16 protein-coding genes and 1 pseudogene are annotated in these 13,334 nt (G+C 68.5%); 10 read left to right on the top strand and 7 right to left on the bottom strand.

Going from position 1 to position 13,334, the window contains the following annotated elements:
- Positions 1–178 precede the first annotated feature (178 nt).
- From ACGHX3_RS16380 to rpiA, 3 genes are read left to right on the top strand one after another with little or no spacing between them, the layout of a single operon-like run.
- The gene (locus ACGHX3_RS16380; protein WP_394695595.1) at positions 179–781 is read left to right on the top strand and encodes a 5-formyltetrahydrofolate cyclo-ligase; all 603 of its coding nucleotides are present in this window, start codon (positions 179–181) and stop codon (positions 779–781) included.
- Positions 778–1,245, top strand: a complete 468-nt coding sequence (locus tag ACGHX3_RS16385; protein ID WP_162336739.1) for an EVE domain-containing protein — start codon at positions 778–780, stop codon at positions 1,243–1,245. Before ACGHX3_RS16380 ends, ACGHX3_RS16385 begins: the two co-directional genes overlap by 4 nt.
- A 59-nt stretch (positions 1,246–1,304) precedes the next feature.
- Entirely contained in the window at positions 1,305–1,955 is a 651-nt protein-coding gene (gene rpiA, locus ACGHX3_RS16390; RefSeq protein ID WP_394695596.1) for a ribose-5-phosphate isomerase RpiA, read from the top strand.
- A gap of 27 nt (positions 1,956–1,982) precedes the next feature.
- Here rpiA and ACGHX3_RS16395 read toward each other — a convergent pair whose 3' ends face one another.
- Positions 1,983–2,372: a hypothetical protein gene (locus ACGHX3_RS16395; RefSeq protein ID WP_394695597.1), complete on the bottom strand. Its 390-nt coding sequence runs from the start codon at positions 2,370–2,372 to the stop codon at positions 1,983–1,985.
- A 152-nt stretch (positions 2,373–2,524) separates the two neighbouring features.
- Between ACGHX3_RS16395 and ACGHX3_RS16400 the strand changes: the two genes are divergently transcribed.
- From ACGHX3_RS16400 to ACGHX3_RS16410, 3 genes are all read left to right on the top strand, one after another.
- Positions 2,525–2,959: a hypothetical protein gene (locus ACGHX3_RS16400; RefSeq protein ID WP_394695598.1), complete on the top strand. Its 435-nt coding sequence runs from the start codon at positions 2,525–2,527 to the stop codon at positions 2,957–2,959.
- Positions 2,960–3,021: 62 nt separating this feature from the next.
- Positions 3,022–3,468, top strand: coding sequence for a DUF192 domain-containing protein (locus tag ACGHX3_RS16405; protein ID WP_162336735.1), 447 nt, complete (start codon positions 3,022–3,024; stop codon positions 3,466–3,468).
- Between the two features lie 38 nt (positions 3,469–3,506).
- Positions 3,507–4,355: a SirB1 family protein gene (locus tag ACGHX3_RS16410; RefSeq protein ID WP_213605406.1), complete on the top strand. Its 849-nt coding sequence runs from the start codon at positions 3,507–3,509 to the stop codon at positions 4,353–4,355.
- 94 nt (positions 4,356–4,449) lie between these two features.
- Here ACGHX3_RS16410 and ACGHX3_RS16415 read toward each other — a convergent pair whose 3' ends face one another.
- Positions 4,450–4,671: a rubredoxin gene (locus ACGHX3_RS16415; protein WP_394695599.1), complete on the bottom strand. Its 222-nt coding sequence runs from the start codon at positions 4,669–4,671 to the stop codon at positions 4,450–4,452.
- A 35-nt stretch (positions 4,672–4,706) separates the two neighbouring features.
- On the opposite strand from ACGHX3_RS16415, the gene thiE reads away from it, so the two are divergent.
- The 3 genes from thiE (at position 4,707) to ACGHX3_RS16430 (ending at position 7,365) form a co-directional block, all read left to right on the top strand.
- Positions 4,707–5,345, top strand: a complete 639-nt coding sequence (gene thiE, locus ACGHX3_RS16420; protein WP_394695600.1) for a thiamine phosphate synthase — start codon at positions 4,707–4,709, stop codon at positions 5,343–5,345.
- Between the two features lie 101 nt (positions 5,346–5,446).
- Positions 5,447–6,739 carry a glutamate-1-semialdehyde 2,1-aminomutase gene (gene hemL / locus ACGHX3_RS16425; protein ID WP_394695601.1) on the top strand — a complete coding sequence of 431 codons (1,293 nt, stop codon included), beginning with the start codon at positions 5,447–5,449 and terminating at the stop codon, positions 6,737–6,739.
- A complete protein-coding gene (locus ACGHX3_RS16430) occupies positions 6,736–7,365 on the top strand; it encodes an HAD-IA family hydrolase (protein ID WP_394695602.1) in 630 nt (209 codons plus the stop codon). Before hemL ends, ACGHX3_RS16430 begins: the two co-directional genes overlap by 4 nt.
- Positions 7,366–7,370: 5 nt before the next feature.
- On the opposite strand, the gene ACGHX3_RS16435 is transcribed toward ACGHX3_RS16430, so the two are convergent.
- From ACGHX3_RS16435 to ACGHX3_RS16455, 5 genes are all read right to left on the bottom strand, one after another.
- On the bottom strand, positions 7,371–8,597 hold the full coding sequence (locus tag ACGHX3_RS16435; protein WP_394695603.1) for an acetylornithine transaminase: 1,227 nt from the start codon (positions 8,595–8,597) through the stop codon (positions 7,371–7,373).
- A gap of 83 nt (positions 8,598–8,680) precedes the next feature.
- Positions 8,681–9,217, bottom strand: coding sequence for a cysteine hydrolase family protein (locus ACGHX3_RS16440; protein ID WP_394695604.1), 537 nt, complete (start codon positions 9,215–9,217; stop codon positions 8,681–8,683).
- A gap of 25 nt (positions 9,218–9,242) precedes the next feature.
- On the bottom strand, positions 9,243–9,680 hold the full coding sequence (locus ACGHX3_RS16445; protein WP_162336724.1) for a VOC family protein: 438 nt from the start codon (positions 9,678–9,680) through the stop codon (positions 9,243–9,245).
- Positions 9,681–9,697: 17 nt separating this feature from the next.
- Positions 9,698–10,516, bottom strand: a complete 819-nt coding sequence (locus ACGHX3_RS16450; protein WP_394695605.1) for an SDR family oxidoreductase — start codon at positions 10,514–10,516, stop codon at positions 9,698–9,700.
- Between the two features lie 34 nt (positions 10,517–10,550).
- Positions 10,551–11,147, bottom strand: coding sequence for a phosphotransferase (locus ACGHX3_RS16455; protein WP_394697315.1), 597 nt, complete (start codon positions 11,145–11,147; stop codon positions 10,551–10,553).
- A gap of 128 nt (positions 11,148–11,275) precedes the next feature.
- On the opposite strand from ACGHX3_RS16455, the pseudogene ACGHX3_RS16460 reads away from it, so the two are divergent.
- Positions 11,276–13,330 (top strand): annotated as a pseudogene (locus ACGHX3_RS16460) (VTT domain-containing protein); the annotation flags it as partial.
- Positions 13,331–13,334 lie beyond the last annotated feature (4 nt).

Here is a 13,334-nt window from a genome sequence, read left to right on the forward strand (position 1 = left end):
CGACCCGGCCGGTCCTGTTGCACCCGCCCTTGAGCGGGATGACTTCGAAACGAAGCCGACTGCACGAGGGATCCGACGCACAGGGCCGTGACTGACGCCGCTCCCGCGGTCCCACACCGGCAACCCCGGTGCGCATGCCGTAAAATTCGCGCATGCCTTTCCCTTCTCCCTGTTCACCATGACCGCCGGGCGCGATGCGCTGCGGCGCGAGCTGCGTGCGCGCAGGCGCGCCCTGTCCGCCGCCGAGCGCATCGCCGGCGCGGATGCGCTGGCGACGCGCCTGTTCGCGCTGCCGTTCTTCCCCGCCACCGGCTACGTGGCCGGCTACTGGGCGATGGATGGGGAGATCGGCCTGCACAGCTGGCAACTGCGGCTGCCGACGGGCCTGGTCTACTGCCTGCCGGTGCTGTCGGACGACGGGACGCTGCGCTTCGCGCCATGGCGCCCGGGCGACGAGCTGGTCACCAACCGCTACGGCATCCCGGAACCGGACGTGGATCCGCGCTCGGGCCTGCCTGCCTCCGACCTGGCCCTGATCGTGGTGCCGCTGGTGGGCTTCGACGCCGCCGGGCACCGTCTCGGCATGGGGGGCGGCTGGTACGACCGCACACTGGCGCCGCGCCTGCAGCGTCCCGCTCCACCATGGCTGGTCGGGGTCGGTTTCGAAGCGCAGCGCATCGACGCGCTGGGCGCCCAGCCCTGGGACGTGCCACTGGACGCGATCTGTACCGAGCGCGACACCCTGCTCCCTTCACCTTCCCTGGCAGACGCCCCGCCATGACCACCCGCAAGCACTACTGGCTGATGAAGTCCGAGCCGGACGCCTTCTCGATCGACAACCTGAAGAAGGTCGGCACCGAGCCGTGGAACGGCGTGCGCAACTACCAGGCGCGCAATTTCATGCGCGCCATGCAGGTCGGCGACGGCGTGCTGTTCTACCACTCCAACTGCAAGGAACCGGGCATCGTCGGTACCGCCACCGTGGCGAGCGCCGCCTATCCGGACGATACCCAGTTCAACCCGAAGTCCGACTACTACGACCCCAAGAGCACGCGCGAAGAACCGCGCTGGTCGCTGGTGGACGTGAAGTTCGAGCGCAAGTTGAAGCGCACCATCACGCTGGACGAGATCAAGCAGCATGCCGACGACCTGGGCGAGGGCTTCGCGCTGATCCAGCGCGGCACCCGCCTGTCGGTGCTGCCGGTGACCGCTGCGCAATGGAAGTTTCTTCTTTCGCTCGAATAACTCGCACGCCTGCAGGAGCGCCCCATGGGCGCGATGCTTTTCCCCATCGAGATGACCCCATGAGCGAAGCAAAGCGCCTGGCCGGCGAAAAGGCCATCGAGTTCGTCGAGGACGGCATGATCGTCGGCGTCGGCACCGGCTCCACCGTGGCCTACTTCATCGATGCGCTGGGCGGCATAAAGGACCGCATCAAGGGCGCCGTGTCCAGTTCGGAACAGAGCACGGCGCGCCTGAAGCAGCACGGCATCGAGGTGCTCGACCTCAACCACACCGGCACGTTGTCGCTGTACGTGGACGGCGCCGACGAGTGCGATCCGCACAAGCGCCTGATCAAGGGCGGCGGCGCCGCGCTGACGCGCGAGAAGATCATCGCCGAGGCCAGCAAGCAGTTCGTCTGCATCGTCGACCCGAGCAAGCAGGTGCCGGTGCTCGGCAGGTTCCCGCTGCCGGTGGAGGTCATCCCGATGGCGCGCAGCTTGGTGGCGCGCGAGATTCTGGCGATGACCGGCGGCCAGCCGGTGTGGCGCGACGGCGTGACCACCGACAACGGCAACGTCGTGCTGGACATCCACAACCTGTCGATCACCGATCCGGTGGCGATGGAACGCGAGATCAACCAGATTCCGGGCGTGGTCAGCGTCGGCCTGTTCGCGCGCCGTCCGGCGGACATCGTCATCGTCGGCGGCGAACCGCCCATCGTGCTGCGCTGATGGCCGTGCGCGGGCGGAAGCCCGCGCCTACGCCTCGCTCGAGAGCAGCTTCACGAGTTCTCCGACCACCTCGCGCTTTCTCTGCGACAGCCGCAGGAAGGCGTCGATGACGTGGCGATCGCGGCTGCCCACACCCGCCGGCCACACGGCCTGCGTCTCCGCCACGCGCGATCTCGCAGAGCTGCCGTAGCGAAGGGCATGGGGTTCCACACCCAACACGCTGGCGATCACCTGCAGCTTGTCCTGTGCCGGGATTGCCTTTCCCGCCAGCCAGCGCGACGTCGTCTGGAAGGTGACCGAGCGTCCTCGATAGTGGCTGTTGAACAGGTTGAACAACACCTTCGGGCGCACGTCATACCCCGCCTGCTGCATGGCATTCGCCAGCCGTTGCGAGAATTTTTCGCGCTCGTTGCCCATGGCGGCCACGTTAGCGGCGTGAAGTCACACTTATTCACTATCAGAGTTAATTGACGCGCACTTTTTGAGTTCATAGAGTGGCTGCGCATCGCGCGAACGAGCGGGATGATGCTCATCCACGCGATGCCATCCCCGGATACAGGACGACTCCGATGACATCGAAGGACCGCGATACCCATACCCCTACATCACCCGACGAGACGCAGAACCTGCAGCCCGCGCTGCGGGAATCGTCCGGCGCACCCCTCGACGACGCCCTGCATCTGCTGCAGGTCGATCCGGGCCACAGCCTGGCGGATCCCGGACTTGCCCGCCTGACGCCGACCGGCCTGGATCGCCTGCTCCTCGCCGCGCGACACCAGGCCGACCGCAACCACGACGGCATCCTGCTGTTGCTGGATCTGCTGCAGCTCGCGCAGCGCGCGGAGGGCGCCGGCACACGCCGGCTGATGCCCGGTGTGATCCGCCAGTTGCGCCATCATGTGGAGGACCAGCGTCGCTGGCAGGCGCTCGCGGACAACGCGGCGTACTACCGCGACAACCGGCAAGTGGCCGAACGCATCGCTGCGCGGCTGGAAGCGGGCTGATCCCGGCCACGTCCGCGGAACCCGGCGCTACACTACGCGTTCTTTCGATGCCGGATGCCGACATGCGCCTTTCAACATGGTCCGTCCTCGCCGTCACCCTCCTCCTCAGCGCCTGCGCCAACGGCGGTCCCTGGGTCGAAGTGGGCGGTGAGCGGTTCAAGGTCGAGATCGCGGACGACGACGCCGAGCGGGCGCGGGGGCTGATGTTCCGCGACGAACTGGCGACCGGCACCGGCATGCTCTTCATCCACGAGGACGAGCAGCCGCAGGCGTACTGGATGAAGAACACCCGCATTCCGCTGGACATCCTGTACTTCGACAACGACCGCAAGCTGGTGACGCAGCAGCGCAACGTGCCGCCCTGTTCCGGCGGCAACCGCTGCCCGTCCTATCCCAGCGACCAGCCAGCCCGTTACGTGCTGGAGCTCAATGCCGGCGAGGCCGAGCGGCTGAAGCTGCAGGACGGTGCGGAAATGACCTTCGGCAAGGGTATTCCGCCGGTCCGCTGAGGCTTGATTGTGCGGCCGATTGGCCGCAGTCTGTGGCCATGGGGGATCGACTGACATTGCCGGAATGGAATGCGTTGGCCAGCCAGGCGGACGACACCGTACCGCTGCTGGAAACCGCGCTGCTGATTGCGCGCGACGAATACCCCGACCTCGACGCCGACCTGTACGACACGCTGGTCCAGAGCCACGCCGAGCACCTGCGGCACGAGATCGGCACCATCGAGCCGTGGCCGCTGAAGATGGCCGCGATCAACCGCCACCTGTTCGACGAGCTCGGCTACACCGGCAACCACGACGAGTACTACGACCCGCGCAACAGCTACCTCAACCAGGTATTCGAGCGCCGGCTGGGCAATCCGGTGTCGCTGGCGATGGTGCAGATGGAAGTCGCGCACCGGCTCGGCGTCCCACTCGATGGCGTTTCGTTCCCCGGCCATTTCCTGGTGCGGCTGCCGGTGGACGACGGGTTGCTGGTGATGGATCCGTTCAACGGTGGTCGTCCGCTGGGTGTGGACGAGCTTCGCGAACGCGCCAAGCCCCATCTCGGCGGCGACATGCCGGACGATGCGGCGCTGCTGCACATCCTCAATCCCGCCTCGCCGCGCGCGATCCTGGTGCGCACGCTGCGCAACCTGCACGGCGTCTACGCCGAGCGCGAGGAATGGGACCGCGCCGCGCGCAGCGCCGATCGCGTGCTGAAGCTGACGCCCGACCAGCCCGATGCCCTGCGCGATCGCGGACTGGCCTACCTGAAGATGGACTACAAGGCCGGCGCGCAACGCGACCTGGCACGCTACCTGCACCTGTCGCCGGAAGCGAACGACGCCCCGGCGATGCGCGAGCAGCTGGTGGAGCTCAACGCCGTGCGCACCTCGCGGATGCATTGATGCGGCATGCATCTGCATCCGTGGGAGCGACGTAAGTCGCGATGACGCCTTGCGGGACCGCCATCGCGACTTACGTCGCTCCCACAACCACAGCTCAATCCAGCTCCACCATCTCGAAATCGTCCTTGCCCACGCCACAATCCGGGCAGGTCCAGTCATCCGGAATATCTTCCCAGCGCGTGCCCGGGGCGATGCCCTCTTCCGGCAGCCCGTCGGCCTCGTCGTAGATGAAACCGCAGACCACGCACATCCAGGTGCGGAACATGGTGTCGGTGGCGTCGGTCATCGGATAATGCCGGCTGGAAGGAGCGGCCATTGTCCCATCGCCGCCCGCGCACCGGAAGTTCATCGATGATCTCGCTGCCGCCGTCCGTCCGCCCTGCCCGCGGGCTGTACCTGATCACGCCGGAAGAGCCGGGTACCACGCGCCTGCTGGCTCGCGTAGCGGCCGTGCTGCCGCATGCCACCTGGCTGCAGTACCGGCAGAAGGGCGCGGATGCCGGTCTTCGCCATGCGCAGGCCGCGGCCTTGCAGGCACTGTGCACGCAGGCCGGTATACCGCTGATCATCAACGACGATGCCGCCCTCGCCGCCGACGTGGGTGCCGCGGGTGTTCACCTCGGCGAAGACGACGGTGACATCGCCGCCGCGCGCGCCTTGCTGGGACCGCAGGCCATTGTGGGTGCCTCCTGCTACGACGACGTCGCGCTGGCCGAACGCGCGGTGGCGGCGGGCGCCAGCTACGTGGCCTTCGGCGCCTTCTTCCCGACCACCAGCAAGGTCACCACGCGGCGCGCGACGCCGGCGCTGCTGGCCGCAGCAGCAGTATTGGGGGTCCCGCGGGTGGCGATAGGCGGCATAACGCCCGACAATATGGGCCCGCTGGTGGCCGCCGGCGCCGACCTGGTCGCCGTGATCGGCGGCGTATTCGAGGCGCCTGACCCGGTGGCTGCTGCGAAGGCGTACCGGCAAGCCTTCGCGGGCGCCTGACGCGTTGTGGGAGCTATGTAAGTCGCGATGACGGGCCGACGGTGGTTCATCGCGACTTACGTCGCTCCCACAGCGCAAATCTCCCCCTTTCTGGAACTCCCATGAACCACGACCAGTCCCACGCCCTCTTCGCCCGCGCCCAGCATTTGCTGCCCGGCGGCGTCAATTCGCCGGTGCGCGCGTTCAAGTCGGTGGGCGGCGAGCCGTTCTTCGTGCAGCGCGCCGATGGCGCTTACCTGCACGACGTCGACGGCAACCGCTACATCGACTATGTCGGCTCGTGGGGCCCGATGATCGTCGGCCACAACCATCCCGCCGTGCGCGATGCGGTGCAGAACGCCATCCAGAACGGGCTGTCGTACGGCGCACCCTGCCCCGCAGAAGTGACCATGGCGGAGATCATCACGCGGCTGGTGCCGTCGTGCGAGATGGTGCGCATGGTCAACTCCGGGACCGAGGCCACGCTGTCGGCGATCCGCCTGGCGCGCGGCGCCACCGGCCGCAACCGCATCGTCAAGTTCGAAGGCTGCTACCACGGACACGGCGACTCGTTCCTGGTGAAGGCCGGCAGCGGCATGCTGACGCTGGGCGTGCCAACCTCGCCCGGCGTGCCGGCCGGCCTCAGCGAACTGACGCTGACACTGAGCTACAACGACTTCGAAGGTGCGACACAGCTGTTCGAACAGGTCGGCGGCGAGATCGCCTGCCTGATCATCGAACCGGTGGTCGGCAACGCCAACTGCCTGCCGCCGCGCGAGGGCTACCTGCAGCACCTGCGCGACCTGTGCACGCGGCACGGTGCGCTCCTGATCTTCGACGAAGTAATGACCGGCTTCCGCGTCGCGCTCGGCGGTGCACAGGCGCACTACGGCATCACCCCGGACCTCAGCACCTTCGGCAAGATCATCGGCGGCGGCATGCCGGTGGGCGCCTACGGTGGCCGCCGCGAGCTGATGCAGCAGATCGCGCCGGCCGGCCCGATCTACCAGGCCGGCACGCTGAGCGGCAATCCGGTAGCGATGGCCGCGGGCCTGGCGATGCTGGAGCTGATCCAGGCGCCCGGCTTCCACGACCGCCTCGCCGCCGCCACGGCGACGCTGTGCGACGGCATGGAAGCGGCCGCGCGCGAGGCCGGCGTCCCGCTGACCACCACGCGCGTCGGCGCGATGTTCGGCGTGTTCTTCACCGACCAGCAGGTCGACACCTATGCGCAGGCCATCGCCTGCGACACCGCGGCGTTCAACCGCTTCTTCCACGCCATGTTGGAGCGCGGCGTGTACCTGGCGCCGTCGGCGTTCGAAGCCGGCTTCATGTCCAGCGCACACACGCCGGACGTGATCGAGGCGACGTTGGCCGCCGCGCGCGAGGCCTTCAAGGTGGTCGCGGCGGGATGAAGCCGCGGATCCACCAGGTGCTGTTCGATTTCGACGGCGTCCTGGCGCACTACCGGCACGAGGTACGCATCGCGCATCTCGCCACGCATGCGCAGTGCGAACACGAACACGTCCGCAGCGTGCTGTTCGCCTCCGGCCTGGAAACCGAATACGACAGCGGCGCCATCGATACCGCTACCTACCTGCGCCGGCTGGGCGACGGCATCGGCGCGACGATCGACGAAGACACCTGGATCGCCTCGCGGATGGCCGGCAGCACCGCCATCGACGATGTGCTGGTCAGGATCGCCGCGCTGCACGCGGACGTGGCAATGGGCGTGCTGACCAACAACGGCGCGATGATGACGCAGGCCATTCCGCGCATCGTCGCGCGGCTGGCGTCGCGGATCGAAGGCCGCGTGCTGACCAGCGGCGGCCTGCAGCGGCGCAAGCCAGCACCGACGACGTTCACGCATGCGCTCGACGTGCTCGGCTGGGACGCAGCGAGCACGCTGTTCGTCGACGACCTGTTCACCAACGTGCAGGGCGCGCGCGAGGCCGGCCTGCACGCGGAAACCGTCACCGACGCCCGCAGCCTCGGCAAGGCGCTGAAGCGCTACGTGTTCGGGCCGCAGACCGGCTGGTAGCCGCTTCAGCGCGCAGTGAACGCCTTCAGCGCGGTATGCAGGCGCTTCAGCCCTTCGGCCACTTCCGCGTCGGTGATGTTGAGCGACGGCACGAAGCGCAGCACGTCCGGACCGGCCTGCAGCATCAGCAGGCCCTGTGCGGCGGCCAGATCGAGAACCTCGCTCGCTCGACCGGCGTACTTCGCATTGAGCACCGCGCCCAGCATCAGGCCGCGGCCACGCACCTGCGAGAACAGGCCGAGCTCGGCGTTGATTGCATCCAGTCCCTTGCGCAGGGCAGCCGACTGGCGCGCCACGTTGTTGGCGATCTGCGGCGACGCCAGCTTGCGCAGCGCCACGCGTGCGACGGCGGCGGCCAGCGGATTGCCGCCGAAGGTGGTGCCGTGCGCGCCGAACTGCATCACCTCGGCCACCTTCGGCCCGGCCAGCATCGCGCCGATCGGGAAGCCGCCGCCCAGCGCCTTCGCCAGCGTGACGATGTCCGGCACCACGCCGTCCTGCCAGTGCGCGAACAGCGTGCCGGTGCGGCCCATGCCGGCCTGGATCTCGTCCAGCACCAACAGCGCGCCATGGTGGTCGCACAGCGCACGGACGGCGCTCAGGAAGCCGGGGGCGGCCGGCATCACGCCGCCCTCGCCCTGCACCGGCTCGAGCATCACCGCGGCGACGTCGCCGCACGACATGGCGATCTCCAGCTGGGTCAGGTCGTTGAAGTCGACATAGCGGAAGCCGGCCGGCAACGGCTCGTAGCCTTCCTGGTACTTGGGCTGCGCGGTCGCGGTGACTGCCGCCAGCGTGCGGCCGTGGAAGCTGCCGCGGAAGGTCACGATGACGCGCTGGTCCGGCGCACGGCCCTGCGAGGTCGCCCACTTGCGCACCAGCTTGATCGCCGCTTCGTTGGCCTCGGCGCCGGAGTTGCACAGGAACACGCGCTCGGCGAAACGCGAGGCGCTCACCAGTTCCTCGGCCAGGCGCAGCGGCGGCTCGCTGTAGAACACGTTGCTGGTGTGCCACAGCTTGCCCGCCTGCTCGGTGAGCGCGGCGACCAGGTCCGGATCGTTGTGGCCCAGACCGCACACGGCGATGCCGGCCGACAGGTCCAGGTACTCGCGGCCCTCGCTGTCCCAGACGCGTGCGCCCTGGCCGCGCTCCAGGATCACCTCACGCGGACGGTAGACCGGCAGGTAATAGCGCTGTCCGTTCGACAGCAGGTCGGGGGTCGTGGCGCTCATGGCGACGGCTCGGCGGCGGTAAGGGGCCGCGTATTGTCGCTCATCGCGCCGCCCGCACTAGCGGGCGGTGCAGCATGCCGCCGTCAGCCGGCGAACGCGATCTCCGCCGCCGGCAGCGCGCGGATGCCGACGCCGAAACTGCGGATCGCCGGCAGCGTGGCGTTGTGGTGGGCACGGATCTGCTGCGCGTCGGCATGCGGCTTGTCGTGCGTGGTGTGCGCATCCGACGCCAGCACCACGTGGTAGCCGTGCGCGGCGGCGCTGCGCGTGGTGGTGTCCACGCAGAATTCGGTGGCGTAACCGCACAGCACCACGCCTTCCACGCCACAGAACGACAGCACTTCGTCCAGCCCGGTGCGCAGGAACGAGTCCGGCGTGGTCTTGCGGATGCGGTGGTCGCCCTCGACGACCTGCAGCGCCGGGTGCAACGCCCAGCCTTCGGATTCCGCCTCCAGATCACCACCACGCTCGTGCTGCACGAAGACCACCGGGGCGGCGGCTTCGCGCGCCTTCTGCGCCAGCGCGTTGATGCGCGCAACGACGGCATCGGCATCGGCCGGCGGCGGTTGCGGCTCGAACAGGCCACGCTGCACATCGATCACGACCAGGGCGAGATTCATCTAGCGGACTCCTCGTTCGTCTGCCTTACCAGCTTCCCGTATTCGGCATCGAAAGCCAAGGCTCCTGCGGCGGCAGCGATGCGCCCTTCTGCAGCAGTTCGATGGAGATCAGGTCCGGCGTGCGCACGAACGCCATGCGTCCGTCGCGCGGCGGGCGGTTGATGGTGATGCCCAGCGACTGCAGGTGCGCGCACAGCGCGTAGATGTCGTCGACCTCGAAGGCGAGGTGGCCGAAGTTGCGTGCGCTGCCGTAGTCCTCGGGCGGCGTACCGTCTTCCGGCGGCCAGTTGTAGGTCAGTTCGACTTCCGCTTCCGGATTGGCCGGCGCGCCGAAGTACACCAGCGTGAAGCGGCCCTGCGGACTTTCCATGCGCCGGGTTTCGGTCAGGCCCAGACCCTCGGTGAGGAAACGGCTGGTTGCGTCCAGGTCGTGGACACGGATCATGGCGTGCAGGTATTTCATGGCATCGACTCGTAAAGTCAGTCAAGGAACAGGTCAGGCAAAAGAATCTGCGAGGCATCGACGGCATACGGCGCGAAGTCGGTGACACCAGCCTCGCGCAGCACTTCTTCATCGATCAGGAACCGCCCGTGGAAACCCGCGGCCTCGCGCACCAGCACGGCATGTGCCGCATCGGCCACGATCTGCGGCGTGCGACAGCGCGGGATCTCGACGCCCGGGATCATGTTCAGCGCATCGGTGGCGATGATGGTGCGCGGCCACAGCGCATTGACGGCGATGCCCTGCGGACCGAACTCGCCGGCCAGGCCCAGCGTCACGAAGCTCATGCCCATCTTCGCCAGGGTGTAGCCGGTGTGCGGCGCCCACCACTTCGGATCCAGCGACGGGGGCGGCGCCAGCGTCAGGATGTGCGGGTTCGCGGCCTGCTTCAGGTACGGAAGCGCGGCCTGCGCGCACAGGAAACTGCCGCGCGCATTGACCTGCTGCATCAGGTCGAAGCGCTTCATCGGCGTGTCCAGCGCACCGGCCAGCCAGATGGCGCTGGCATTGTTGACCAGGATGTCGATGCCGCCGAAGGCATCGGCCGTGGCGGCCATCGCGGCCTTCACCTCGTCTTCTTCGCGGATGTCGCACTTCAGCGCCAGGCCGCGTCCACCGGCGTCGTTCACCGCCTGCGCGGCGGTGTGGATGGTGCCGGGCAGTTTCGGGTTCGGCACCGACGACTTGGCGGCGATCGCCACGTTGGCGCCGTCGCGCGCGGCGCGCAGGGCGATGGCCAGGCCGATGCCGCGGGAGGCGCCGGTGATGAAGAGGGTCTTGCCAGCCAGCGAGGTCATGGCGTGCTCCGGGAGGGAATGGATACGGCGGCGCTCACGGCTTCGGTCCCTGTCCCTCGTTGTCTTCCCACTTGAGGAGGCGACGGGTGATGAAGCGATAGACGGGCTTGCCGGTGCGGAACCACAGGTCGCGCAGCCACGACGTGCGCTTCAGCACGCGCCGCTCGACAGGCGTGATGGACGCGGCGCAGTACATGCGCTTGTGCTTGAGCAGGTGGCGCAGGTCCTGGCGCGCCAGCAGGCGCATCCAGCGCGAGCGCGGATCGCCACGGGTGGCGAGCTGGAAATCGATGATGGCGGGGCGTCCATCGGCCAGCACCAGCCAGTTGGCTTCCTTGGCGAGGTCGTTGTGCGCGATGCCGCGACGGTGAAGTTGCTGCAACAACCGGCGGGCGGCGCGGAAATAGGCCAGGTCGCCGCGCGGAGGACGCTGGTACATGGCCGCGCCCTCCATGTAGCTGCGGTCCAGCCGGCGACCCGTCCAGTCCAGCAGCTGCGGGACGTCGGCCATGCCGGCGACCTTGCGCAAGGCCAGGGCCTCGCGACGCGCCAGCCACCAGGCCGGCAGTCGCAGCCACAGCGGCACGTGCGCGAGGTCGCGCCGCACGAACGGCCCCTCGGGTCCCTGCATCAACGAGATGCGGCCGAAGCTGTCGGCCTTGAGTGCAGCGATTTCGGAAGGCGAGCGCAAGTCCACCCCGTCATTCTACGTCCATAGGTCGCAGACGCGGGTCATGTACCGCCGCCTATAATCCGCCGATGGAAGCCTCCTGGTTCGACAACCTGCTGGCCTGGATCAGCGCGCATCCCGTGGCCGCAGGGCTGGTGATCTTCGCGATCGCGTTCTGCGACGCGGTGATCATCCTCGGCGCCATCGTGCCGGCCCTGCCGCTGCTGTTCGCGGTGGGCGTGCTGATCGGGCTGGGTGAAATCTCCGGTCCCTACGCCGTCGTCTGCGCCACGCTGGGCGCGCTGATCGGCGATGCGACGAGTTACTGGGTCGGCCACCGCTGGGGCCAGCAGCTGCGCACGGTGTGGCCGTTCCGCAAGTATCCGCAGTTGCTCGACCGCGGCGAGATCCTGTTCCGCCGCAATGCGTGGAAGAGCATCTTCATCGCCCGCTTCGTCGGCCCCATCCGCCCGTTCGTGCCCGCGGTCGCCGGCATCTCGCGCATGCCGCTGCGGCGCTACGTCGTGGCCAGCGGCGCGGCCTGCGTGGCGTGGGCCGCCGCGTTCCTGTTGCCGGGCTGGGTGCTGGGCCATGCCTACGACGCGGTCGCGGCGGTGGCCGGGCGGCTGGCGCTGGTGCTGGGCCTGATGGTCGTGGTGCTGGCCGTGGCATGGGCGCTGGTGCTGTACACCTACCGCTGGTTCGCCGCGCACGCGGACGCGCTGCTGGCGCGCGTGCTGGGCTGGTCGCACGCGCATCCGGTACTGGGCCGCTACACGGCGGCCGTGTTCGACCCGGCACGGCGCGAATCGGTGCCGCTGGCGCTGCTCGCCATCCTGCTGCTGGCCATCGTCTGGGTGTGGTTCGCGTTCCTCGTCATCGTGATCGGCCACGGCGAACCGCTGGCGGTCGACCTGTGGGTCTACGAACTGATGCGCGCCCTGCGCAATCCGCTCGCGGACTACCCGCTGGCGGCGATCGCCTCGCTCGGCGACGAGCAGGTGCTCGCGCCGGCCTCGCTGCTGGTGCTGGGCTACCTGTGCTGGCGCAAGCGCTGGATGGCAGCCGGCCATTGGCTGGCTGCGCTGGCGTTCGGTCTGGCGCTGACGGCCTGGCTCGGCGCATCGGTCGACATTCCCAAGCCGCCGAGCGTCAGCAGCGGCTTCGGCTTTCCGTCGATCGCGGTGACGATGTCGACGATCACCTTCGGCTTCTTCGCGGTGCTGATCGCGCGCGAACTGCCGGGCCGCACGCGGGTGTGGCCGTACCTGGTGTCGGGCCTGGTGGTGGCGCTGATCGGCTTCGCGCGCATCTACCTGGGCGCACACTGGTTGAGCGACATCATCGGCGGCATGTTGTTCGGCCTGGTCTGGCTGCTGGTGCTCGGCATCGCCTACCGCCGGCGCATGGTGCGCTCGTTCTGGATCAAGCCGATCGCATGGCTGTTCTACGGCAGCTTCGTGCTGGCGGCGTTGTGGCATGCGCCGCGCAACGTGGACACCATGCTGGCGCAGTTCCAGGCGCCGGTGATCGAGCGCGCCGTCGCCCTGCAGGCCTGGTGGAACGACGGCTGGCAGTCGCTGCCGGCGCGACGCAACGAGTTCGACGATGAGCAGCGCTGGCCCCTCGACGTTCAACTCGCCGGTCCGCTGGCGCCGTTGAAGGCGACACTGTCGGCCGCCGGCTGGCGCGAGCAGCCGCAGGCGGGCTGGGAAGACGCCCTCAACCTGCTCGACATCGACCTGGCGGACGACAGGCAACCGGTGCTGCCAGCCACGCTGGACACGCGCGCCGAGAGCCTGCTGATGCTGCGTGATGGCGACCAGCCGGGCGAGATCTACGTGTTGCGCCTGTGGCCGGCCGACACGCGCCTGCAACCTGGCGACGTGCCCTTGTGGATCGGCAGCGCGCAGGTGATGCAGCAGCAGCGCGCGTTCAACCTCATCCGCCTCTGGCGGCCATTGCGCGAGGCGCGCACGGCACTGGATGCGGTGACGCAGGCCACGTCGGACCTCGACCATGCGATCGCACCGCATCCCGATTCCGGGCTTCCGGTGCTGCGCCTGCGTACCGAGGGCGCGGACGTCCGTCCACCCGCGACGTGTCCAAAGACAAGTAGAGCGGAGCTTGCTCCGCTTGCAGCATCCG

Origin of the sequence: Pseudoxanthomonas japonensis (genome assembly GCF_043632995.1) — a bacterium.
GTDB classification, from domain to species: domain Bacteria; phylum Pseudomonadota; class Gammaproteobacteria; order Xanthomonadales; family Xanthomonadaceae; genus Pseudoxanthomonas_A; species Pseudoxanthomonas_A japonensis.

Coding starts and splice junctions, on each gene's coding strand:
- ACGHX3_RS16380 (WP_394695595.1), top strand. CDS start 179: ATGACCGCCGGGCGCGATGCGCTGCGGCGCGAGCTGCGTGCGCGCAGG.
- ACGHX3_RS16385 (WP_162336739.1), top strand. CDS start 778: ATGACCACCCGCAAGCACTACTGGCTGATGAAGTCCGAGCCGGACGCC.
- rpiA (WP_394695596.1), top strand. CDS start 1,305: ATGAGCGAAGCAAAGCGCCTGGCCGGCGAAAAGGCCATCGAGTTCGTC.
- ACGHX3_RS16395 (WP_394695597.1), bottom strand. CDS start 2,372: ATGGGCAACGAGCGCGAAAAATTCTCGCAACGGCTGGCGAATGCCATG.
- ACGHX3_RS16400 (WP_394695598.1), top strand. CDS start 2,525: ATGACATCGAAGGACCGCGATACCCATACCCCTACATCACCCGACGAG.
- ACGHX3_RS16405 (WP_162336735.1), top strand. CDS start 3,022: ATGCGCCTTTCAACATGGTCCGTCCTCGCCGTCACCCTCCTCCTCAGC.
- ACGHX3_RS16410 (WP_213605406.1), top strand. CDS start 3,507: ATGGGGGATCGACTGACATTGCCGGAATGGAATGCGTTGGCCAGCCAG.
- ACGHX3_RS16415 (WP_394695599.1), bottom strand. CDS start 4,671: ATGGCCGCTCCTTCCAGCCGGCATTATCCGATGACCGACGCCACCGAC.
- thiE (WP_394695600.1), top strand. CDS start 4,707: ATGATCTCGCTGCCGCCGTCCGTCCGCCCTGCCCGCGGGCTGTACCTG.
- hemL (WP_394695601.1), top strand. CDS start 5,447: ATGAACCACGACCAGTCCCACGCCCTCTTCGCCCGCGCCCAGCATTTG.
- ACGHX3_RS16430 (WP_394695602.1), top strand. CDS start 6,736: ATGAAGCCGCGGATCCACCAGGTGCTGTTCGATTTCGACGGCGTCCTG.
- ACGHX3_RS16435 (WP_394695603.1), bottom strand. CDS start 8,597: ATGAGCGCCACGACCCCCGACCTGCTGTCGAACGGACAGCGCTATTAC.
- ACGHX3_RS16440 (WP_394695604.1), bottom strand. CDS start 9,217: ATGAATCTCGCCCTGGTCGTGATCGATGTGCAGCGTGGCCTGTTCGAG.
- ACGHX3_RS16445 (WP_162336724.1), bottom strand. CDS start 9,680: ATGAAATACCTGCACGCCATGATCCGTGTCCACGACCTGGACGCAACC.
- ACGHX3_RS16450 (WP_394695605.1), bottom strand. CDS start 10,516: ATGACCTCGCTGGCTGGCAAGACCCTCTTCATCACCGGCGCCTCCCGC.
- ACGHX3_RS16455 (WP_394697315.1), bottom strand. CDS start 11,147: ATGCAGGGACCCGAGGGGCCGTTCGTGCGGCGCGACCTCGCGCACGTG.